22 protein-coding genes are annotated in these 23,947 nt (G+C 35.7%); 11 read left to right on the top strand and 11 right to left on the bottom strand.

Annotated features, from left to right (window positions below):
• Window positions 1-6 precede the first annotated feature (6 nt).
• The 11 genes from ABWU50_RS02425 to ABWU50_RS02475 all read right to left on the bottom strand — a co-directional run bounded on the left by ABWU50_RS02425 (window position 7) and on the right by ABWU50_RS02475 (window position 11,464).
• Window positions 7-1,278, bottom strand: coding sequence for a hypothetical protein (locus ABWU50_RS02425; RefSeq protein WP_264376936.1), 1,272 nt, complete (start codon window positions 1,276-1,278; stop codon window positions 7-9).
• On the bottom strand, window positions 1,275-1,478 hold the full coding sequence (locus ABWU50_RS02430) for a hypothetical protein (RefSeq protein WP_108784583.1): 204 nt from the start codon (window positions 1,476-1,478) through the stop codon (window positions 1,275-1,277). Before ABWU50_RS02430 ends, ABWU50_RS02425 begins: the two co-directional genes overlap by 4 nt.
• Before the next feature lie 4 nt (window positions 1,479-1,482).
• On the bottom strand, window positions 1,483-2,676 hold the full coding sequence (locus ABWU50_RS02435; RefSeq protein ID WP_353276152.1) for a hypothetical protein: 1,194 nt from the start codon (window positions 2,674-2,676) through the stop codon (window positions 1,483-1,485).
• A 20-nt stretch (window positions 2,677-2,696) separates the two neighbouring features.
• The gene (locus ABWU50_RS02440) at window positions 2,697-4,625 is read right to left on the bottom strand and encodes a DUF4815 domain-containing protein (RefSeq protein WP_264375358.1); all 1,929 of its coding nucleotides are present in this window, start codon (window positions 4,623-4,625) and stop codon (window positions 2,697-2,699) included.
• A 15-nt stretch (window positions 4,626-4,640) separates the two neighbouring features.
• A complete protein-coding gene (locus ABWU50_RS02445) occupies window positions 4,641-5,324 on the bottom strand; it encodes a hypothetical protein (RefSeq protein ID WP_353276153.1) in 684 nt (227 codons plus the stop codon).
• Between the two features lie 90 nt (window positions 5,325-5,414).
• Window positions 5,415-7,463 carry an AAA family ATPase gene (locus tag ABWU50_RS02450; RefSeq protein ID WP_353276154.1) on the bottom strand — a complete coding sequence of 683 codons (2,049 nt, stop codon included), beginning with the start codon at window positions 7,461-7,463 and terminating at the stop codon, window positions 5,415-5,417.
• A 17-nt stretch (window positions 7,464-7,480) separates the two neighbouring features.
• Complete coding sequence (locus tag ABWU50_RS02455) at window positions 7,481-8,731, bottom strand: AAA family ATPase (RefSeq protein WP_353276155.1); 1,251 nt, start codon at window positions 8,729-8,731, stop codon at window positions 7,481-7,483.
• Window positions 8,716-9,216 (bottom strand): hypothetical protein, encoded by a 501-nt coding sequence (locus ABWU50_RS02460; RefSeq protein WP_353276156.1) that lies wholly within the window; start codon window positions 9,214-9,216, stop codon window positions 8,716-8,718. Before ABWU50_RS02460 ends, ABWU50_RS02455 begins: the two co-directional genes overlap by 16 nt.
• 37 nt (window positions 9,217-9,253) lie before the next feature.
• On the bottom strand, window positions 9,254-10,042 hold the full coding sequence (locus ABWU50_RS02465; protein WP_226079816.1) for an AAA family ATPase: 789 nt from the start codon (window positions 10,040-10,042) through the stop codon (window positions 9,254-9,256).
• Window positions 10,043-10,053: 11 nt separating this feature from the next.
• Window positions 10,054-10,875, bottom strand: a complete 822-nt coding sequence (locus ABWU50_RS02470; RefSeq protein ID WP_265017278.1) for an ATP-binding protein — start codon at window positions 10,873-10,875, stop codon at window positions 10,054-10,056.
• A 94-nt stretch (window positions 10,876-10,969) separates the two neighbouring features.
• Window positions 10,970-11,464, bottom strand: coding sequence for a sigma-70 family RNA polymerase sigma factor (locus ABWU50_RS02475; RefSeq protein ID WP_019236463.1), 495 nt, complete (start codon window positions 11,462-11,464; stop codon window positions 10,970-10,972).
• Between the two features lie 591 nt (window positions 11,465-12,055).
• Between ABWU50_RS02475 and ABWU50_RS02480 the strand changes: the two genes are divergently transcribed.
• The 11 genes from ABWU50_RS02480 to ABWU50_RS02530 all read left to right on the top strand — a co-directional run bounded on the left by ABWU50_RS02480 (window position 12,056) and on the right by ABWU50_RS02530 (window position 23,929).
• Complete coding sequence (locus ABWU50_RS02480) at window positions 12,056-12,517, top strand: crossover junction endodeoxyribonuclease RuvC (protein WP_265017690.1); 462 nt, start codon at window positions 12,056-12,058, stop codon at window positions 12,515-12,517.
• Window positions 12,518-12,629: 112 nt separating this feature from the next.
• On the top strand, window positions 12,630-13,838 hold the full coding sequence (locus tag ABWU50_RS02485) for a DNA modification methylase (RefSeq protein WP_264731064.1): 1,209 nt from the start codon (window positions 12,630-12,632) through the stop codon (window positions 13,836-13,838).
• A gap of 133 nt (window positions 13,839-13,971) precedes the next feature.
• Entirely contained in the window at window positions 13,972-15,828 is a 1,857-nt protein-coding gene (locus ABWU50_RS02490; RefSeq protein WP_353276157.1) for a hypothetical protein, read from the top strand.
• A 176-nt stretch (window positions 15,829-16,004) separates the two neighbouring features.
• Entirely contained in the window at window positions 16,005-16,481 is a 477-nt protein-coding gene (locus ABWU50_RS02495; protein ID WP_264731067.1) for a hypothetical protein, read from the top strand.
• Between the two features lie 2 nt (window positions 16,482-16,483).
• On the top strand, window positions 16,484-17,881 hold the full coding sequence (locus tag ABWU50_RS02500) for an ankyrin repeat domain-containing protein (protein ID WP_410542067.1): 1,398 nt from the start codon (window positions 16,484-16,486) through the stop codon (window positions 17,879-17,881).
• A gap of 92 nt (window positions 17,882-17,973) precedes the next feature.
• On the top strand, window positions 17,974-19,803 hold the full coding sequence (locus ABWU50_RS02505) for a phage terminase large subunit family protein (RefSeq protein WP_353276331.1): 1,830 nt from the start codon (window positions 17,974-17,976) through the stop codon (window positions 19,801-19,803).
• Window positions 19,796-20,011 (top strand): gpW family head-tail joining protein, encoded by a 216-nt coding sequence (locus ABWU50_RS02510; RefSeq protein ID WP_353276158.1) that lies wholly within the window; start codon window positions 19,796-19,798, stop codon window positions 20,009-20,011. The genes ABWU50_RS02505 and ABWU50_RS02510 overlap by 8 nt, the downstream gene beginning before the upstream one ends.
• Window positions 20,012-21,433: a phage portal protein gene (locus ABWU50_RS02515; protein ID WP_353276159.1), complete on the top strand. Its 1,422-nt coding sequence runs from the start codon at window positions 20,012-20,014 to the stop codon at window positions 21,431-21,433. It begins immediately after the preceding gene.
• Window positions 21,420-22,445: a S49 family peptidase gene (locus ABWU50_RS02520; protein ID WP_265016752.1), complete on the top strand. Its 1,026-nt coding sequence runs from the start codon at window positions 21,420-21,422 to the stop codon at window positions 22,443-22,445. Before ABWU50_RS02515 ends, ABWU50_RS02520 begins: the two co-directional genes overlap by 14 nt.
• Window positions 22,446-22,512: 67 nt before the next feature.
• On the top strand, window positions 22,513-22,887 hold the full coding sequence (locus ABWU50_RS02525; protein WP_265016753.1) for a head decoration protein: 375 nt from the start codon (window positions 22,513-22,515) through the stop codon (window positions 22,885-22,887).
• Between the two features lie 37 nt (window positions 22,888-22,924).
• A complete protein-coding gene (locus ABWU50_RS02530; protein WP_264688463.1) occupies window positions 22,925-23,929 on the top strand; it encodes a major capsid protein in 1,005 nt (334 codons plus the stop codon).
• The last annotated feature ends 18 nt before the right edge of the window (window positions 23,930-23,947 follow it).

Raw genomic sequence — 23,947 nt, forward strand, 5'->3', positions numbered from 1 at the left:
TGTTTGTTACCTCCAAATCTCATGCGTGTTAGATAATCCTGGACATTGCCAAGCCCTTAGCGTTCTCTCTACATCTATCTCAAGCCCTGTAGTTAAAAAATTGCTCCGAAAGTTATAAATACTCCACCTCATAAACCAACTGTAATGGTGATAATCAGATGTGTAAAAATATGGCGATGCGTAAAATAAAATTGCTACTGTCTTATTTGCTGGCACAGTAATATTATTTGAACTACTAAATACTGCAGAATTAGTTGAGTAGTTGTAAATATTTGTCCAAGTTATTCCTGAGATTGCCGATTTATTAGTATTAACGTGACTAGGTGTTCCTACGAATAACCCCGCTCCTTCATATCCTGAACTCCAACGTGATGAACCACTAAAATGAAGCGTTCGTGTTTTATCGCTGTTTGTAGTGTTTTTTACAAATATTACTCCAAGTAGTGCATATGGGTAACTGTATTGATCTGAGCTGTGACTACGACGTAAAAATGCTTTTCTGTACAGAAATTTACCGTTACTTCCTTGTAAGAAGTACAACTGTGGTGGATGATAAAAACTAGAATACGTACAATCATAAGTATTACTACCTGCAAGGAGCTGCAGCATATAGTCGGTTTTTGCTGTATCTTTATACCACTGCCCTAATTCTGTTTTGAAATAGCCATTATCATCAGACCAACCATAGTCATTATATCGATTAAGAATGCCAAACAGAAAAGGTAATGATTCAGGTTCAACCATATTGCGCTTTCTTATCTCTTTTATAATTGATGACCCATTTGGCACATCATTAATCGAGTTAAATTTAGTTGTAAGGATTTTTAATTGGTCTTCTCTAGTTTTTATTTCTTTCATAACTGATGAACCAGTTGGTATATCGCTTATGGCTTTAAGGCTATTTAATGTGTTTCTTATGCTATTTAGATCTCCGGCATTATTGATGGTGGCAACATGTGAATCTTTTCTGCTATCAAGTAGTGATAAATTTGTAATTCCTTTTTCATCTATTTTCTTTAATGACTTTCCTTCTAATTCAGAGATTGCTGCTAATGCATTGTTTTTACTACTATCTAATTTATTTAAATGACTTGTGCTACTGTCAAGAAGTTCTTTTAATTTTATGTCAGTCATCTGTACAATATCAAGTACTGTACTTTGCCCAGCAATAGACTCTAGAGATTTTGCGAGATATGCGAGTTGATCAGGGGTAGCATTTACAGATAGATCTTTCAGTCTCTGATGCAATGCATAAACTACTTCTTTGGCGATAGTCATCTGTTATTACTCCAAAAATTCAAAAAATTCTCAAAATTCAGTCGTTCAAATGCTTTTTGAAGATCGTTGTGTTTACTTTCCCTCTCACTCATATCTTCATCTATTTTTTCTACCGCTTTGCGAATACGTACCACATCTTGCACAGCAATATTCTCTGGATGTGGTAAAGGATATCCGCGCCTCGTTTCATTATTTGGCATTTTTTTACGTTATAACAATCCGCAAGTTTTTTACCTTTGGCCGATAGACAACCGTTCCACTTAAAACTAATTTTATCCTTGTCTCATTGCCATTAAAGTTTGTCAGCACATGAGTTCTCTCTACCCAATTTTCTCCAATTGGTTTTCCTGATGTTAAATTTACTAATTGCCAATCCACATTTTTTTGCACATATGCTTTAACATCTGCAGTGCCAGGTATCAGCGCATCATATGTTATGGTAATCTTAGTGTTAGCTCCTGCTGTAATGCTTCTTGTAACATAATCTCCAGACTCTGAAAGATTACCCATAACTAACTGTAACCCAGGATAAAGAACTGGACTTTTTTCTCGCCCTCCTTTTAGGCTTGCTTTTACCGTTAATTCCCCATTTATTCTTTCACGCAGTGCGAGCGGCAAATTATCAGACAAAAAATTTTCTTTTCCTTCTTCATCTGTTAAAATAAATTCTACATTGGTATCAAATGCTACTTTTTCGACGTTCGTCAAAACAATTAAATCTGATACGTTATTTGCAGTAACCTTGCCAAGATCAATAATGTGAGAAACTTCGCTAAATTTTGCAGCCAAAAGCCGAAACGTTAAATCTAAGTTCTGATGTGGAGTCCAAGTACTTGCGTTGCTAGATGAGAGTAATACTCCTACTTGATATGGCTGACTCGTTACCCAACGGCTATTTACTGCATCATATTTGCCAAGTTCTGCTATTTTTACTGCAGTACCCTGATCATCAGTAAGCAGTACTATTGCATACTCTCGTCCTGCATGGCAAAACACTGGTGACCAAGTAATACGTGTTGCTGTGCCATCCACCTTTATATCTCTTGGCTCAATATAACTTTCAGCAATGACAGTCTGCGAGGGCATTCCCACTGCTGTTTCTCTAATCTGCACAACAACACGTTTTTTGCCTTTATTTACAAACCATAGTTCCACGCCTCCTATGTGCCTACTTTCATTTAGAGTAAATGTTTGCGCTAAAGGATCAACTCTTCTTGCCGCGATAACTCTTCTTCTTTCCTCTATGGTAATTGTTTTTTTACCAGTATAAGTTGCTTCTCCATAACTGCCTTTATCACCGAAGAACTGCACTAACTTAGTTCCAGCAGGAATGTTTCTTGGTACAGTAAATCTTCCTTTTATTTTTCCTCTGTTATCAGCAATAAATGTTGCGATCATGTTTTTCTTTCAAATATTTTCTATGCTTGAGGTTGAATAAAAATTCCATCAAACTTTAATTCCTTAAGCTTTTCACCAGTTGCAAAACCCTCAATCTCAAAATTTTGAGTTGCTTCTCGCATAAATTCAGTTTCGTATGAGGTACTTGACAGCAGCTCTGTTGTTTCTTTAACATTAAATACTCTGGTTACTGGACTTTTCCAATTTGTTTTTACCTCCGTCCAGTGATCAATATTTTTATTTAAAGTAATTTGTGCTGGTACTGGATCAAAGGCTTGATACGGATTAATTTTTTCTCCTGTAGTCTGTAAAAGCTGCTCCAGTACCGGTTCAAGTTCATACGGCAACAAATAAGTTTTTTCTCCTCCATCAATATCAGCAATCGTTACATCTATTGGTAAAATTAATTCCTTGTTTACTATCGCTGCAGACTGCGAAATTCCTTGATCACGCATATCATCATCGAAGAACGAATCAACAAATACTCCTTTTTTCGTTGTAGGTTCTCTTGAATTTGCATCACTGCGTAAACGTTCCTCTGCAACCAGCGCATAAAGATCATTTATTCCTTTTTTCATTGCTTCAAGCTCATTCATCGGTACAGCATGAATAGCATTATTCACTATTTTTACCCCTTCGCCTTTCTTCCACGTCTGATGAATGTAGCAGAGCAAAAGTTGTCCAGAGGGCGCTTTAGGCATCGATGGTCGCCAAGAATGGGAAATTCCTTTTATTCTCCTTACCACCCCTTTGCTATCGATAGTAATTAAATCAAAGCGGGGCATTTTCCAGGTATAATCAATCAAAACCAAGCTGTTATCAACTGCTCCTTTTACTTTACACCCCTGCTCACTTATATCTTCAGGACTTACATGAGTGCGACAGCGGTAAGTTATTTGATAACTACTTCCAGGAGCTGGTTCTTTGCCGGGTAATGACCAATCAATATTTCCTGCGTTTAGTTTATAATCTACACTATTTTCATAAATAACATTACCTTGTTTAATTTGAATAATTTCAAGTACTGCAGAGTCAGGTATTGGATCAACAGCTCCTGAATATGAACCATGAGTAATGGTAATGGTTTTTTGAACAGTTATATCTACTTTTTTAATTTCACTTATTGGAAAATCATTCACCTTCAGTTCCATTACTCTTTGGCTATTTGGCTGAAAAGTATGTGGTTCTGATTCAACTGATTTTATATCTGGATCTTCATCAAAAGAAATGCGAATACTGTGAGGTAACTCAATCTCATAGCCATCAACATGAGCTTTTCCCTCATTAATTACAAATATTTTTTTTCCTCCTTCCCCCTCTTCCTTTTGCAGGAACATTACTTCAAGGCCATTTACAACGTAGGAACCATTTGCCTCTTTGTCATAACGAGCAAGAGCAGTAGTTACTATATTTGCTTGTGGTGGCGGTGAATGTTCTATCAATACTCCATTTTCAATATTGTAAATTGGGTAAAATTCGCCATTTGTAGAGTTAACAGTAACACTTTCTACTTGGTATCCCCAAATGGTGGAAACTTTAAGCCTTGCAGCTCCTACTTCCTGATAGTTTCTTGTACCAATAGCAGGATCACGAAGATTTTCGTCCTCAAGTTCTGTAATGGTAGATTCTACGTAATAAACACCTATACGCACTGTGGTACTCAGTGGAATAACAAACTCTTTTGCCTCTACTTTTCTCACCGCTCCACGAAGATAGATTTTTCCTGACTCAAGTGTAACTTTACCAGTTTCTCTATCTATAATACAATTGCTTCCTGTTATAACATCGCCATCACGAAATATTGCATCGCCTATGCCTTTAAGCTTAGAGAGAGCATATTCTTGCGTCTCGTTTAATTCTGCTGACTGTAGACCTCTTCCTGCTAGAAACAAGCTTTTTTCGTATTCTTTGTCAGGATTAAAGCGGTTATAATAGCTATTTAAGGTCATCTTTTTTCTCTTTTTCTAAAATGTCACTACAAACGAAAAAGTTTCCCTGGTTGCTGAAGTCCTAATGAGCGGTACTGTATGTTCTAAAACTAATAAGATCCCTGGGTCTTCTATATCTTGTGGTTCAAAATACCTTTGTCCAGGAGGCAATTTTTCTTTTACCCTTGTACCAACCATAACTCCTAGTTCCCTTATCACTTGATTTGCTGCATCCGTGAAATCGAAAGTAAATTTAAGGTACAAATTATTGGTTGGTACATTTGAGGACCTAAACCTCCCTGTTGGAGTCAAAAGCTCTCCATTCTCATCACCTGTGCAAAAGAGAACCTCATCTGCAGTACGTCTGCCAAGTTCATTCAAGAGCTTTATAGAATTTATAGGTTCAGGTGGTGTGCTTTGAGTATATTCTACAGTAACTGCACTATTTGCCGTGATAGAGCTATTTTCCGTAAGTTTTATTACACCAGTACTGCTATCAACTGTATAGTCTATACTTGGCTGATAAATTATTTTTCCTGTAAAAACCCTTACATCTTTAATAGTGTGGTGATCTAGAGCTATTTCACCCTCAACAAAAACTTTTTCGACCTGATGGCTACTTTCCCAATTTGAGTCACCACTGCCCCAGGCAAGATGTAGAGACTGCTCTTTTATACTTGCTGCTATTGCTGCTCTTCCTGACTGTGTGAGAATTGACATTTTTAATTAAGTCTCCTATATTATATATGTACGATGACTTCAAAATTCGTCCGCAAAAATCAAAATATTTTTTTATATCAGAAAAATTTTTTAGGAGAATAGCTCAGCTCCACAGCTAAACTTTCCAACACCACGAGCAAATGGTCCGCTAGGAATGTCAAGCCATTTATCTTCTTTTGAACCAGTAGCCATTCCCTTAACCAGCTTCCGTGCTTGTAACAGCTCTTGAACTATACGCTCCATTCTATCTCTTCCTATACTGTGAAACTCCTCAGGTAGTCTATGCCGCTGTTTATACACTCCTGTACTTCCTGTATGGGTAAATGGATGTCCAGAAATTGCTGCTCGTGTAATTGCAGTTATAAGATGCTGCTTTGAATCTTTTTCGTTCATATTTTTTATTCTTAATCTTTCAGTTATGTCCTCTAACAATCCTGTTTCTTCATTTCTTAAATAAGTGCGTAAAGTGCGATCAGCCAAACCGTTTGCTTTAACAATTGCTCCATAAAATAATGCGTTCTGTCTTACAGATTCTCCTATTGATTTAAAAATTGTCAGTTTAGCTGTATCTTCCACAGACCAAAAAGCGTATGAACACCTAACACCATTAACAAGAGCAGATGTACCTCTAATGGCATCACGTGCTTGCTCAACAGTCGATATAGGTTTTTCACTTTTTGGCTTTCTCATATGATGGGCAGTAATTATTGATGCTCCAGTGCTACCTGCTAAATCAGATAATAAAGACATCAAATAATCGCCTACGGCTGGGTCAGTATTTAAATCAGCATGCACGAATGATGCAAGTGGATCAAATACGATTAATTTTAAGTCTTTTATTTTATTAAGTTGTTTTGTTATCGATTCAAATTCAGGAGAAGTCTCTATAACTTTACCTGAAACACTCTTTATGATTGTAAGTGATCCACTAACATTTGGTAATGGTACAATAAAGAGCCTATCTTTATATTTTAATCTTTCGCATTGCGAATCAAGACGCTCTAAACGACGATGTATTTCACTCATATCATCTTCTGCTGAGAAAATTACCACAGATCCATGTTCAGTAACTAAAGGACCAAAACCACATGGCTGATCTTTTCTACTCGCAACTTTCAGTGCTAAATCAAGCAGAAGCATACCTTTACCAGTATCTCCCATTGCAGCTAGAATAGATGTCACTCCTAAAGGAAATAACCCTTCAACAAGAAACTTTTGCTCTGGTACTGGACCTATAAAACGTTCCACACTCCATTCTTGAATATTAAGAAATTGCTTAACGATGATTTTTTTCGAGTTATTTTCAATGAATTCAGGAATATTCATCTTTTCTTCTATACCATCAGCTGAATCCCATCCTTTTGGTTTATTCTCCGGTATTTCAAGAAGAGTAAGTGATAAAACACCAAGAAAAGTAAGCTTTTTCACAACTTTCTCAGCATATTGTTTACCTGGCTCATCATTGTCTGGCCAAATAATAACATGCTTACCCTTAAGTGGTGACCAGTCTGTTTTTTCTATTGGTGCATTTGCTCCTAACATTGCAGTTGTGGCAGTCATACCTTGCTCTATCAGAGCATCTGCACACTTTTCACCTTCAACTAAAATCACCTTATCAGATTTCATGATACCTGGAATATTATATAAAGGCCTGGTCTCTGGTAGAGTAAAACTAGACCTTTTTACATCAAAAGGAAGATATCTTTTTCCTGAATCAGTGTTATAACGATAAACTGTAACAATCACTTGATCACTTTCATCGTAATAGTTCCATGATGCCGTTGGTTGCCCCAGAGTGTTATTTTTTTCCGAATAACCAATCCACTTAGCAATATCTTCTATCGTATCAGTAAATTGATTTTTTCCAGTAACAGCAGCCCAAAGATCAAAAATATCTCCTCCTTCTTCGGTAGAAAAATCATGCCATAATCCGGCTTTACTGCCAGTTAACTCCACTATCATACTTTGTCCTTTATTGCCTTTTAGATCACCTACATAGAACTTATCACCACGAAAAGTTCCTCTTGGCAGTAAATAAGAAAGACATGACCTTATATTTGATAGGAGTTGAGTTCTTAACTGTTCTTTCTTCCCTAATAATTTATAATGTCCATTTCTTTGTGAACAATAAATATCCATACCTACCTGAAGAATTTTTATGTTCTAGCTATAACGTTAGCAGATTTCCAACATCCATTAATCTTATTGATGAATTTTGTTGGTATAGATCTACCGTTTCTAAGTTCATATACTACTTGTAAGATATTTGTACGTTTATTGGGTTGAAATATTACTATTCCAGATGTATAAAAACTTCTTAAAGCGTTAGCACCAACGAGAGCTTGAAATGGATTCTTTTCCAATGTAGAGGTAGATACTTTTTTGGTGTGATTTGTGATGATTATTCCAGCCATAGGATTAATCTTGGAACGTAGTTTTTCTATTGCATGCTGCAGACCATAGTTAACGGAATTATAAGGAGAATCAATCACAACTAAATCAAACTTTTCCTCTACCATATTTTTTATTTTTTCTATACCTTCTTCATTTAAGGTCAAATTCATCTTGTTCGTCACAATTAAGTTTTCTGTTGCTAAATGAGGAAGTTTGTTGAGTTGTTGTATACGTTCTCTAATGTAATCATATTCCATTTCGTTTTGTAGATAGAATATTTTTAGTGGTCTTGTAGGCTTCATGCCAAGAAATGATCTTCCTGCTGCCAGATGTACTAATAGAGAAAGAAGAAAATGACTTTTGCCAATCTTTGGAGTACCACCTATGACCAAAAGACCACCTGGTGTCAAAATTCTTGGGCCTATTATATCTTTTGGCATTGGTGATTTATCGTTTAAGTAATGGTTTACAGAAAATGCTTTTTCTTCGTTTTGTTTTTCTTGTAATATGGAACTTCTTTCATCTTTACCGTTCAACCATGTTTCAGCAGAATCTATATTACCTTTAACTAAAGTCCAAAGGTCTATTATATTTCCTTTCTTTTCTTCGATCAGGTTGTACCAATTTCCTGCATTTTCTCCTTCCATTTCAACTATTATCTTATTTCCATTTCTACTGCCAATATAGAATTTATCTTGGTAAGATTTGCCTTCAGGTAACAAATAAGATAAACAATCTTTGATGTTATTAATTAATAATGATTTTATTTTCAAAGCATTTTTAGATGAAAAATCCATAAAATTCTCCTTGTTTATTCCAAATTTGTTCAACATATTTTTTAGACGTTTAAAGTCAAGATTAGCCAGCTCACAAACAGTTTCAAAAGGTCGTGAGCGAATCCATTGACAAGCCTCTTTTTTAAGTTTAGGGTTTTTTCCTGCTGCATCCTGAATAGCTCTAGTAATAACAGCAGCCCACAACTTTCCTTCGTCATACTTCAAAATGGCAACCAATCATCTTGAAAACTTTTTTGTAATTCTGGAGTAATAACTGTAGTAATCCTATTTTTATCTCCGTATGTATTATTAGTTTCAACGCCTACTTTTACTGTAAACTCTAAATCGTTGAAATCAGCTATAGAGTTTATTCTTCTAGCGGTAACTGCTTTCTCTGAAGTGTCATTTGCATGAATATTTCTGGATGATTCCAAAATACTACGCAGCATAGAACGTCCAGATTCTCCCCAGATGTCTTCTTCACCTTCTGCTTTGCCATTTTTGATACCTATAATCTGAAAAATCTTGCGTTTTGCATATGGGCCTTCAGTGACGGTAAATTCTACATTTAAATAGATACTGCCAGTAGTGTAGTTTTTAGTGAACCAATTTTCATAACCTCCAGGCTTTATTGCCATTTTTACCTTGACTATTGTACCTTTTGGTATTAAACTGCTTTGCAGTTTCGCGTTATTAAAATCAGTTAAAAAATCTTGTAGCATACGCTCTCCTATAAGTTGACTTTAAAGTGAAAATTAGCTATTCCATTAGCTGCCAATGACCATTTATCTTATCGACAAGTTTATTTTGCACGCGTTCACCATTACGAAGCTCAAATACTATCTGGCGTACACTACTTTCTTCATCATGAGCAAACATCACCATACCAGTACTGTAAAATCCACGTAAAGATCCAGCACCACTTAGGCCTTGGAATGGATCTTCTTCGAGCATCTTTTTTGATAATTTTTTTGTATGATGAGTAAGTACAATACAAGCATCTGGATTGACAGCACTGCGTAGCTTTTCAAGAGTCTTTTGCAGAAAAAACAGCATAGCACTATTGTCATTTTCATTTCCATATTCACTGCTAAAGATGTTACGTAATGGATCTATGGCCAAAACATCAGGTTTAAAGCGTTCATTTACAATCTCCTTAATTTCACTTATTTCATCATGATTAAATGATAAGTGCACTTTTGGCGTAATGATTAAGTTGTTAGCAGCTACATTCAAAAGTTCATTATCAAGTTGTTGCAAACGTTCTTTCATATATTCATATTCAATTTCAGTTTGCATGTAGAAGATTTTCAAAGGTCTATTTGGTGTCATACCGAGAAATGATCTACCAGCAGCCATGTAAACAAGCCAAGAGATCAAAAAGTCGCTTTTGCCAATCTTAGGAGGGCCACCAAATACTAACAAACCTCTTTTAGTTAGAATTCTTGGTGAGATTATATCCTCTGGTATTGGCGATCGATCGTCCAAGTATTCTTTCACACTGAAAAAAGGAATTTTTTGACCAATAGTTAAAAAGTTTTGTAGCATATAATAACCTCCTATATGTTGGGCGTGACAGGTTGAATTGCAAAAGCTTTAGTTTTAATTTTTGTAAGAAGTTTTCCTAGATGCGGTTCTTCAACCATATTAAGGCAACCACTTCGATCTTTAGCAGGATATCCCCAAGAATTAATCGTCTGACAGACAAATGAACGAATTTCTGTACCATCATCTTTCTTGATTCCAACCATGCTAATTACTTCATCAACAATGCCAGGAATTTCACTTGCGGTTTTAGCACCTTCACATTGAGGTAGCCAAGTCGAGCGATTGAAATCATCAAGGTATTGCCCAAGAGTTCCAACTATAATGATGTCTTTATTTGGAATATGTTGAAACTGATTGAGCCAAGCCATCATTTCTTGAGCAAGTAACCCGTAAGCAGCTCTCATATCTTGTTTTCCTGATCTTTCAGAAAAAGCTTCAGGTTGCATTTTTGCCCATAAAAGACATAAACGCGAGGCTACTGTAATACTATCGATAAAAACACATCGATACTTGAGAAACTCCGAAGCAAGCTCTTTGTATTTACTGGATACATGCTCATAGTGTCTTTGGCTATATGCTGAGTCAGATTTTAACGCAGGATTAGGACCACCTATGAGACATGCAATATCTCTTGCCTCATTCCAAGTACGAATACTTACAGAATCCCCTTGCCAATCTTGAACAGCAAGTAAACCTGCCTCAAAATCAAGACAAAGTGTTGGTTCATTTATGGTCTTTAAGAGACTAGTTTTACCTATACCATAAGGACCAAAGATGACCATTTTTATACCTGTTTGAACTTTTAGCCGTTCATTGCTGTTCATTATTTTCATTTTTCTCCCAGTACCTAAATATATATGTACGATGACCTAGGCAATTCGTCCGCAATTTGCAAAAAAAAAATTTTGAGCAAATATAATCGAGAGCTTATAACTTCTCTAAAACTGAGAATTTATCGCGTATTCGTTCTAGTGTGCGATAGATAGTTGTCTTTGGTATTTTGGTTATTACAGAAACTTCAGTAATAGTAAATACCTTAAGTAATTGACATAAATTACTATCTTTTTCAGACAAAGTTGAAATTATATTATTTATATCAGTGCGAATTATCGCTTCGATTTCCGAGTTCCTATGATCTGGAATATCGTCGTTTATATCATCAAAAGTTATATTACGTTTTAGACACAACTGATTGCGTAACATATTGCGAGCACAATAATTAGCTAATCTAGCAACGAAAGTACTAAAACTACTTCTTTTCTCATCGTGCTGGTTCAGATATTGCCAAACCTGACAAAAAAGCTCTTGTTCTATATCTTCGAGACTTTCGTTAATAAAACAGCTTTTGGATTTAAGGCGCGAAGCTTGAAATCTCACATGTTTAACAATTGTAGAATCGATTCCTTGATAAGAATTCTTCATAAAAACTCCAAAAGTTTCATGAATAGAGATTTTTACCAAGACTTTGTATGACTAATTTATTATAAAAAAGTAGTAATAATTTTTTTATCTAAAAGAATAAAATCTTTAAAAATTAAAATAAGATTTAAACGTTTTGATACACTACTGAAGCTACTTTTTCATAGGTAAAAAACTACCAATTTCGTACCTAATTTCTGAGTTACTAATTAGTATTTCAGAAAGCAGTGATCGTTAAGTTATTGATAATATTGTCTTTTTTATGTTCTATTCCTAAAAGCCGTTTCTAAAGTTAAGTGGCTAAAATCGGCCAGTAAAGAGGGTTTACGGATTACTGAAGTCTTATATATATTATATATATATTTAAATACAGGTAAAATATAATATATGATAATATAATAATATAAATATTGGCGTAATATAAGTTATGTAAAATAGTTATTAAGATAAGTAAAGATGAAAAAAACTCAAATGGCAGGATATGAAATTTTTTTTAATTTTTTTTCAAAATTGCGGACGAATTTGCGAGTCATCGTACATATATATTATACAGGGCATTGAACTTTAATTACACAAAGGAGTTTTTGTACGTCAATCTTAACGCTAGATCTCGGCAAGCAAACAGGCTGGGCAATTCTTACAGATGGAGTAATTGAAAGTGGAAGCAAAAGTTTTCATGGTAGCCGTTTCAGTGGAGGTGGAATGTGTTTTTTAAGTTTTCACAATTGGCTTAATTCTTTGAAACATGAGTTCACTGCAGTGTATTTTGAGGAAGTAAGAAGACATCTAGGAACTGATGCAGCTCATTGCTATGGTGGTTTTCTTGCAGTGCTGTCTGCTTGGTGTGAAGAGAACAATATTCCCTACCAAGGTGTTAATGTTAAAACTATAAAACGCTTTATAGCAGGCAAAGGTAATGCAAGTAAGAGTGAAGTTATTGAAGCGATACGTGAAAAAGGTTTTTCACCTAGAGATGATAATCAAGCAGATGCTTTGGCATTAATGTTCTACGTTATGAATCTTAGTAAAGATTTTAACACATTAAAAATACCGTAAAAGTGGGTCCTTTCGGCCATACTGGCGGGTTTGGTGGTGCTGACCTCAGGCCTTCTTTAGCGTCAGAGATATTTTAAATATTAACTTTTTAATTATCAAGGATTTAAATTATATGAATTTAGCAATCCACTATTATCCTACTCGAAATCTAGTCGAATATGAGCGTAATCCACGTAAAAATGACGATGTAGTCAACAGAATGTGTGCTTCTATTCGGGAATTTGGCTTTCGTATACCAATAGTTGCAAAAAGCGATGGAACTGTGGTTGATGGTCATTTAAGACTTAAAGCAGCAAGAAAACTTGGTATGGAAAGTATTCCAGTGGTCTTAAGTGATAATCTAAATGAACCACAAACCAAAGCTTTTCGATTACTGGCAAATCAATCAGCTAACTGGGCAAAGTGGGATAATGAGCTTTTGAAAGTAGAAATTCAAGAATTAGAAGATTTACAGTTTGATCTTAAAATGACTGGATTTGAGCTAGAAAAAGTTCAAAACTTTCTTGATGATTTAGATGGTGAAGAAGAAGATCTTTCTGACTTAGTTGTTGATGACAAAAAAGTAGAAATAACAAAACCAGGTGATCTTTGGATTTTAGGTGATCATCGAATCTATTGTGGTGATAGCTCTGTAGTTGAATCATATAAAGCGCTGTTAGATAAAATGGCAGATATTACTGTTTGTGATCCTCCATATAACGTTGACTATGGTAGCAGTCAAGACAAAAAGATATTAAACGATAATCAAGGTGAAAAGTACGAACTTTTTCTCTATGACATCTGTTCCCATATTTTAGCATATACGAAAGGAGCAATTTACATCTGCGTATCATCATCAGAGTTTTCAACGTTGCAAAAAGCATTTGAGGAAGCAGGAGGGAAATGGTCAACATTTATCATTTGGGCAAAGAATCACTTTACGCTAGGCAGATCTGATTATCAGAGACAATACGAAGCAATGCTCTACGGTTGGAAAAATGGCAATAAACGTGATTGGCATGGAGGTAGAAATCAAAGTGATCTATGGTTTTATGATAAGCCAATACATAACTCACTGCACCCAACAATGAAGCCAGTAGAGCTAATGGAGAAAGCAATAGTTAATAGCAGCAGACCTGGGGATACTGTACTTGATCCATTTAGCGGTTCTGGCAGCACACTGATTGCATGTGAGAGAACAGGAAGAATTTGTAGAACAATAGAGCTAGATTCAAAGTTTGTAGATGTAACCATAAAACGTTGGCAAATATACACAGGTAGGGAGGCAATTCTTTCTGGTACTGGTAAAACTTTTGCAGAAATTCAAGAAGAAAAACAGTAAGAAAAAAGTGGAAGGGATAATGCAAACAGAAATTTAGTAAGCCTGAGTAGTTGTAATATTAATTTACTGGTATATACCGTATTTTAATGAGTTTAGCGTAACAAATAACTTTGGATTAAATGTGATGCACTCAATGAATCAAGCAAAGACGTCAGCTGGAGTAGTAACGTCGCAAACAAGTAATGAAACATCGTTGTTTTCTGAAGAAGTAGAAAATAATGTTTCAGATTCTACACTATCTGTTAAGAAGAGAATTGAATTGTTTGAAAAAGGTACGAAGCAAACACCTATTATTAAGGAGAAACATATGAAGCAAACTTGTGGTAGTCACGATCTGAAGCAGTGCAACACTGAATACAAGGCAGCTTTTTCGAATGTGATTAGAAATGGTAGTGATAGCAGTATTACACTAGAAATGGACGAGGCAGGTGCTGATCAATTTGATGCACTTTCATCATTAGATGAGGGTGAAGACATAGAGGACGAATTTAATGCAGTTTGTGAGGCAAATGGAATAGGATATAACGGTGGATATTATCCTGATCAGTTTAATGTGGCATTCAGCACATCTTCCAACTGCCAAACATATGACAAAATAGATGTGCATGAAGAGGATAGAAAATCAGGGGATAAGCCAAAGTCATCACCTAAAATCGTACAGCAGGACAATAGTAGGAGTGTGGCTCCACCTTCACCTAGAACAGCAAAAAATCATGTGTCAAATGTTATACAGTCTATTGCACCATCAAAATCATCATTAGAAGTAAAATCATATAACGAGGAAAATATAGAGGAACTAGTTAATGCTGATCCTATTTATTCAGAAATAAACGAAGAACTAGCTAATGGCGAGCCTATTTATTCAAAAATAAACCAAGATACAAAATCTCCAAAAAAGGTTTTAGAAGGGAGTGATAGTGGAATAAGTGGTAATAGCTTTGGAGTACAAAGATCAGATCTACAGAAACTGAAAGATAACTCAATATCTGATAGAGAGGGAGCATCAGAAAGGTCATCTATTGACACACTTAGTGATATATCTTCAAATATTTTGCTACATGAAAGTGATCAAACAAATAGTGGAGGAGTGAATTCAGAAACTCCATTAATTAAAAAAGAAAAGAAAACAAATAGAATTTTGCCAAGAGTAAAATATACAGTGCAGCAGAAGGAATTTATAATTTTCGGTATAGCTGCTGTTGCACTTAGCGTTTCTGCAGCTTTGGTATATTTACAGAATAAAGCACAATTAATTGCATTTTTTGCAAACAGTACCATCTATGTGACTATACCAATTCTAGCTGTTGCACTATTGGTTGCAATTAGTCCGATATTTTGTGGAATAAAGCAATTTAGAGATATTGAAGAGTGTCAAGTAGGGAGAAAGAATGCGAATGAAACTTTGAATCAGGTGCTAAAGTATCAACCAAAAGATAAAGTAATAAAATCAGTCAAACTGGAATACAGCAATGGTACTCATTCACATTTTACACTTAACGCTTGGAAGGGTAAGAACAATTTCATTAATATTGACGACAAAGTCATTAGTAGAAGAAATAAAGTAGAATCAGTAATCAAAGATAGGCCATTATTTACAGCATTATTAAGCAGTTTGGTTGCTGCAAATATAGTATGGCCTTTATTACTGTATGTGGAAGGTGGTATTAGTAGTGTACAGAAGTTTTACCATAATGCTTTGATTAATAACGTAGGGCTATCAGTACTTGTAGGCTCGAGTATACTTGCACTATCAATGATATGCCTTGGAGTACATTACTACAGAAAAACAAATTGCACAAATCTTGTATATTGTGAGGAAAGAGTTGAACCAGAAAAAGTTAATGAAAAGTTCATTGAGGAAATAAAGGAAGCAAGAATAAAAGTGCTTGAAGAAAACCATAGTAAAGATGCTAAATGCAGCAGTTTAACGCTAGAGCAAGTAGTGGTTGAATCTCATAACTACAAAGATGTAATTTATAGTATTAGTTGAAAATAGCCAAATTTCACCATATAAAAAGAAAGCAGCTATAAACCGGAGTACTTCGCTTGATGTTAGTAAAGTATCTCTAAAACATTGGAAAGTATAAACAGGTAAGGAATTGCTGATATTGGCAAAACCTTTTCAGAGACTCAAGAAGAAAACTCGTAAAAAATAGGCAAAAAAAAGTGAAAATCACGCAAACAGAATGGGCAAAAGAACTAGGATTTTCAAAGCAATATGTCTGTTATTTAGTAAGAAAAGGAATAGTTGAGTTGGAGGATGGTTTGGTAAATAGAGAACAAGCAAATGAAGCGGTGGCAGCAATAAGAGATCCAAGTCAGCCACTTAGGAGGAAAAATCCAGAAAACGAAAATACAAGTAACCTTTCCACGATGTTGCTAAAAACTAGAATAAAAAATGAAATGGAACGAGGTAAACTGCTTGAGGCGAAAGCTAAAGCTGAGATAGGAGAACTTGTAGCAGTAGAGGAAGTAAAAAATGAAGCATTTAATGTAGCAAGAGTTGTCCGTAATAATTTACTTAATATTCCGAATAGAGTTTCAGCACTACTTGCATCATTGAGTGACACTGAAAAGATTCATATGGCGCTCACTGAAGAGATTACAAACTCACTTGAAGAATTATCTAACACTAAATTTTAATAATGTCTGCTCACTTAAGTTTAGAATTAATAAAGTGCCTCATTAATCAACCTGGATTAGATGTTAATGTTAGAGGATTAAATGGAAAAACCCCACTACATTGCGCTATAGAATTTGACGAATTAAGCATGGTAGATCTGCTACTCACGAAGAAGAACATTAATCCTTTCGTAGAAGATAATGATGGTAAAACATCTCTTGACTATGCTAAAGAAGGGAAAAAAGCAGAAATATTACAAGCGCTAATTAATAACAAATACGGGTCAGAACAAGATAGCTTACTTCATTTGGCCGCAATGATAGGTGAAGTTAATGCAGTGAGATATTTGATCAGAAAAGGTATTGACGTTAATGCACGAAATGCTCTGCATCATACTCCATTACATCTAGCAGCAGGCATAGGACATGGAAATGTTGTCAAAATTTTAGTAGAAGAAGGAAAAGCTGAAATAGATGTCTTTGATGCACGAAATCAGACACCAATGCACTATGCAGTTAATAATAAAAAGTTGGAGATAGTAAAGTTACTGCTGAAGCTTGGAGCAGATGTAAATAGCGCGCGCATAGGACAAAACTCAATGAAATTGTCACCTGTTCATATAGCTGTAAGTAATACTAATTACGATGAAAGAGACTTATGTCTTGATATTCTCAAATGCTTAATAAAGGAGCCTAATGCTCAAGTCAATTTGCAAGACTACGAAAATAAAACACCACTACATTACGCTGAAAGACTTAAAACAATAGAAGTTTTACTAACGCGAGAAGATATAGACCCTCTGGTAAAAGACGATAGCGGCAAGACACCATTTGATTACGCTAAACCTGAGATAAAGAAGGCTTTGGTGAGTAATAAATACGGTTCTGAAAAGAATAGTCTACTCCATTTAGCTGCACAAAGAGGAGAAATTGAGATTGTAGATGCAATTTTAAAAGAAGAAATCAATATTGATATTGTAAATAATAAAGGTCTATCACCGATTTACCTTGCTGCTGAAAAAGGGCATTTACATGTAGTAAAGTTATTGCTGAAAAAAGGAGCAAATTATACACCTGTTTTGCACTTAGCAATCAAATCAAACAATTTAGAGTTACTTAAAGTTTTGTTTACTGAAAAAAATGGGTCTTTGCTCTGCAGAGATACCGTTGTTAATTTTCCAACCCTTCATAATAAATATATAGCACAGAGAGAAATAGCAGATAAAAGGACGAAAAAACATAATAATATTATCTGCATCTATACTACAGTCAGCGCAACAGCAGTAGCAGTATATATAGGGTTGATAACAACAACAATAAGCAGTGCAATCATTTTTGCAACAATAACAGGGATATTTGCGCTTGTTATAGCAATAATGATAAGTGAGGTGAGCAAAAGATATATAGAAAACGAATTTTAGAAAAAGGTGTTTATGGAATTGGAGGAGTGTGGAGGAATAAACTCTACTGTTAACAATATTGAGATAGAACCAATTATGAGTAGATGCAGACAATGATATACGCTAGAGCTTTTTCTGAAGGTTTAAGACCAGATCCGCAGCTTAAAGTATCAGAGTGGGCAAATGAGTATCGAGTTTTAGCAGCAACTGCAGCATCAGAGCCAGGTAAATGGAGAACGGAAAGAACTCCTTATTTAAAAGAAATCATGGATTCACTTTCTCCGTCCTCACCAACAGAAAAAGTAGTATTCATGAAAGGAGCGCAGATTGGGGGAACAGAAGCTGGTAACAATTGGATTGGCTACATCATAGATCAGACTCCTGGTCCAATGCTGGTAGTACAGCCAACAGTTGAAATGGGAAAACGTTGGTCAAAAGGAAGATTTGCGCCGTTAATAGAGAGTACGCCATGTTTAAAGAGTAAAGTAAAAGACCCAAGGTCAAGAGACTCAGGCAATACTGTACAAAGTAAGGAATTTCCAGGTGGAATTGTAGTAATAACTGGAGCAAACAGCAGTGTAGGACTGAGATCTATGCCAGTAAAGTATCTCTTTCTTGATGAGATTGATGTGTATCCAGGAGATTCAGGAGGAGAAGGAGATCCAGTACTGCTTAGTATTGCTCGAACTAATACATTTGCACGTCGAAAGATTTTTTTAGTATCGACACCAACGATTCATGGAATAAGCAGAATTGAGAAAGAATTTGAAGCAACAGATAAGAGATACTTTTTTGTACCATGTCCACATTGTAATTATTACCAAATATTAAAATGGCCACAAATTAAATGGGAAGATAAAAATCCAAATACAGCACACTATATATGTATAGAATGTGGTGAAAAGATAGAAAATCATCAAAAGACAGAGATGCTTGAACGTGGAGAATGGAGACCTACTAATAGAGTAAAAGGTGAGAAAAAAGGATTTCATCTTTCAAGTCTTTATAGTCCAGTTGGGTGGTATAGCTGGACTCAAGCAGTAGAAGATTTTCTCCATGCAAAAGAAAGTGAACAATTACTAAAAGTTTGGATAAATACCACCTTAGGAGAAACTTGGGTAGATAAAGGAGAAGTACCAGACTGGAAGCAATTATTTAACAGGAGAGAATTTTTTCCCGTAGGCACAGTACCTAGGAGAGAAGTGGTACTTACTGCAGGAGTAGATGTCCAAAAAGATCGGTTAGAAGTAGAAGTTGTAGCCTGGGGAAAAAGCCGCGAAAGTTGGTCAATAGACTACCGAGTATTTGAAGGAGATACAGGAGGTAGAGAAGTATGGAAAAAGCTTTCGGAGCTCCTCAATCATCATTTTATCGGTAAAAATGGGCTTGAATATATGATAAGTATGATGGCAGTAGATGCTGGATATGCAACGCAAGAAGTATATAACTGGGTAAGAGGTCATCAAGGATCTGGAAGAGTAATGGCAGTCAAAGGTGTAAATAAAGCCCTAGTGCCACTTAGCAGCCCAAGTAGAGTAGATATAACAGTTGGTGGTCAAAAGCTGAAAAGAGGAATAAAGCTATGGCCAGTAGGAGTATCGATATTAAAGTCAGAGCTTTTTCAATTACTTAATATTTTAAAAGAAGAAGAAGGAAAAGCTCTACCTGGATATTGTCATTTTCCGGAGTATGCACCTGAGTATTTTAAGCAGCTAACGGCAGAGCAATTAGTCAGCAAAGTAGTAAAAGGATATACAAAACAAGAGTGGCAAAAGGTAAGAGAAAGAAATGAAGTACTAGATTGCCGAATTTATGCAAGAGCTGCATCTATTGCGCTTGGAATCGATCGTTGGCCAGAGAGTAAATGGAATAGTTTAAGTGAAAAACCAGAAAGTAAAAAGCCTAAAAAAGTAAGACAGAGTAAGTGGTTGGAAAATGTATAACGAAGAGTATTTGTTTCAAGTTGAACAAGCAATAAAAAAACTGCAAAACGGAGAGCGAGTAGTATCAATTGCATATGGTGACCATGTAGTTCGGTACGGGGAAGTTCAGATAAAAGATTTATTGAACTTAAGACAACGTATTAAAGCTGAACTGAAAACCGTAGCCAAAAGAAAGATTATTTTTTCAACAAGTAAAGGAATTTTATAAATGCTACTAAAAACCTTCAAACAATTATTCTACAAGCCAAAAATCAAAAGTTCTGCTTGGGATGCAGCAGGCTTAGGGAGAAGATTTTTTCACTTTCAACCAGAGTTAGGAAGTATAAACAATTTGCTGTCTCAAAGCCTTGAAACTTTACGTAGTAGATCACGTGATATGGTGAGAAAAAATCCATATGCAGCAAATATCATTGATACAATAGTAAGTAACTCTATTGGAACAGGAATAAAACCACAATCAAAAGCAAGAGATGGAGAATTTCGAAAGAAGGTGCAAGAATTATGGCTAAAATGGACAGATGAAGCAGACAGTAACGGAGTAAGTGATTTTTATGGATTACAAGCTCTAGTATGCAGAAGTATGATAGAGGGAGGAGAATGTTTTGTACGTTTAAGAACGAGAAAGCTGGAAGATAGATTTTCTGTACCATTACAACTGCAAGTACTTGAGTCTGAACATTTAGATAATAAAACAAATCAAACTTTAAGAAATGGTAATGTAATAAGAAACGGGATTGAGTTTAACAGGCTTGGGCAAAGAGAAGCATATTACTTATTTAGAGAACATCCAGGAGAAGGGTCATTTGGCGAATCAGTGAGAGTACCAGCAAACGATGTTTTACATATCTATAAACCACTGAGACCTGGGCAAATTAGAGGAGAGCCATGGCTTTCGAGTATACTGCTAAAGCTCTATGAACTTGATCAATATGATGATGCAGAATTAGTGAGAAAAAAGACAGCAGCGATGTTTGCAGGGTTTATTACAAGGCTCGATCCTGAAGCAAATATTTTAGGAGAAGGTGAAAGTAATGAGCAAGGAGTAGCACTATCAGGTTTAGAGCCAGGAACAATGCAGCTTTTAGACCCAGGAGAGGACATAAAATTTTCAGAGCCATCAGATGTTGGAGGAAGTTATGAAGCATTCATGAGACAGCAACTGAGGGCAATAGCAATAGGCACAGGAATAACATATGAGCAACTAACAGGAGATTTAACCGGTGTTAATTATTCATCAATCAGAGCAGGATTAATAGAGTTTCGTCGTAGATGCGCTATGCTGCAACATAACATTATGGTATTCCAATTTTGCAGACCAGTATGGAGTAGATGGCTAGAACTTGCCACTTTATCTGGAGAGCTTTCTACAACAGATAATCAAGTATTTAAAGATGTAAAATGGATACAACAGGGATTTGATTGGGTGGATCCACTGAAAGATCAGCAAGCACAGCAAATGGCAGTAAGGAATGGCTTCAAAAGTCGAGCAGAAGTAGTATCAGAAATGGGTTACGATGTAGAAGAAATTGACCAAGAAATAGCAGAAGATCAAAAGCGAGCTAATTCTTTTGGACTTTGTTTCGATTCTGATGTTAATCATAAAAGGGGAGGAAGTGGTGTGGATAAATAAACCAGTAATGGTAGAGAGAAGAAGCTTTGAACTACTATCATTATATAACAGCAAACAACCTATCTTTAAGAACTTAAAGCATTTTCATATAAACCCAAAAGGAATAGCAATAATACGTATTTATGGAGTTTTGACAAAAAAAACAGAAGCTTTTGATCATATTTTAGATATGACTTCGTATGAAAATATTCATGAAGAGATAGAGAGCGCTTTAGAAGATAAAAGCATAGAGACGATTCTACTTGACATAGACAGTCCAGGAGGGGAAGTAAACGGTGTCTTTGACCTAGCTGATTTTATTTATGAATCAAGAACAAAAAAGAGAATTATTGCAATAGCAAATGATGATGCATATTCTGCTGCGTACGCTATAGCCTCTAGCGCTGAAAAGGTATTTGTGAGTAGAACTTCAGGAGTAGGAAGTATTGGAGTAATAGCAAGTCACATAGATCAAAGTAGGTTTGATGAAAGGCAAGGTATTAAGTATACCACAATCTTTGCTGGTAGTCGAAAGAATGATTTAAACCCACATGAGCCAATGACGTCTGAAAGTCTGGGAAGCTTACAAAAAGAAGTAGACCGACTATATGAAATGTTTTTGCAGCTAATAGCAAGGAACAGAGGTCTTTCAATTGAAAAGATTCGATCAACAGAAGCAGGTCTATATTTTGGCGAGAAAGCAGTAGAAATAGGTGTTGCAGATGGAGTTACAACATTTTTTGAATTTATCAATAATCATAGGAGTGTTAGTATGACAACTAATGAGTTAACTGATGAAGGCTACGAAAACTGTCGTAGAGAAATTTTAGAGATAATAAGATTATGTAATATGTCAAAGATGCCAGAAAAGATAGGAGAATTTATTGAGCAAAGCGTAAGTGTTGAACAAGCCAGGGAAGTTTTAATGGAACTGCTAGCAGAGCGAACGAAGAAGACAGAAATACTGAGTGCAATACCACAGAATTCAGGAGAAGATTTAATGATACAGGTAGCAAGAAGTCGTAGGAGTTAAAGTATTTTTATAACCGCCGTATATAGCATTGATAAAAGCGGCGGTAAGAAGTTAAGGAGAGAAATTTATGAGTTGTATAAGCGAACAAAATAATCTAGGTGACTTATTAAAGTATGAGGCATCAAGTCTATATTCAAGAGACCAAATAACTGTAGCGAAAGGTCAAAATATTAAACTTGGTACAGTAGTTGCCAAGAAGACAGATGATGGTTTTATTAGAGTGCTGAACCCCACTGGAACAGACGGCACACAAACAGCAGTAGGAGTAATTACAACCGATATACATAGCAAAGATTCTGATATGAAAGGAGTAATTATTACTCGCAGTGCAATGCTAGCAGATCATGCAGTTGTGTGGCCAGCAAATATCACTGAAGAGCAGAAAACTGCAGCAATAAAGCAACTTGAAGGACGAGGGATCATTATCCGCAAGGGAGCTTAAAAAAGCTATTAAAAACACAAAAGGGGGAAAAGAAAAAATGCAAAATCCATTTACAAATACAGCATTTAGCATGACGGCACTAACAAATGCGATGAATATATTGCCGGTAAATTATGGACGTGTTGAAAATTTAAATTTATTTCCAAGTAGATCAGTAAGGTTTAGACATATTACCATAGAAGAACATAATGGAGTTTTAAGCCTATTGCCAACACAAGTACCCGGAGCACCAGCAACAGTAGGAAAAAGAGGAAAAAGAAAGGTAAGAACGTTTACGATTCCACATATTCCACATGATGATGTAGTGTTACCAGAGGAAGTACAGGGAATAAGGGCATTTGGATCAGAGAGTGAACTTAAAGCGCTGGCAGATGTAGTAACGGATCATTTGCAGCTAATGAGAAACAAACATGCAATAACGTTGGAGCATTTGAGAATGGGAGCGCTGAAAGGAATAATTTTAGATGCTGATGGGTCAGAATTATTAAATTTGTACAACGAATTTGAAATAACACCAAAAGTAGTAAATTTTGCACTGGGAACAGCAACAACAGATGTCAAGCGTAAGTGTCTGGAAGTACTCCGGCATATAGAAGATAATCTAAGTGGTGAATATATGACCGGAATTCATGCCTTGGTAAGCCCTGAGTTTTTTGATGCACTAACTTCTCATGCAAAAGTAAAAGAAGCATATGAAAGATGGCAAGAAGGTGCGGCGCTAAGAAATGATATGAGGTCAGGATTTGCGTTCTGTGGTATAATGTTTGAGGAATATAGAGGACAAGCAACTGACCCTGAAGGAACGGTGAGAAGATTTATAGAAAGAGATACAGGACACTGTTTTCCAGTAGGAACAGCAAGTACATTTACAACATATTTTGCACCAGCAGACTTTAATGAGACAGTAAATACTCTTGGACAGCCACTCTATGCAAAACAAGAGCCAAGAAGATTTGATAGAGGAACTGATTTGCATACGCAGTCAAATCCTCTGCCAATGTGCCATCGTCCGGCCGTTTTAGCGAAAATAGTAACAACATAGTAGGGTCCCCACATAGAA

It is taken from the genome of Wolbachia endosymbiont (group A) of Pipizella viduata, from assembly GCF_964028555.1.
Taxonomy (GTDB): Bacteria; Pseudomonadota; Alphaproteobacteria; order Rickettsiales; family Anaplasmataceae; genus Wolbachia.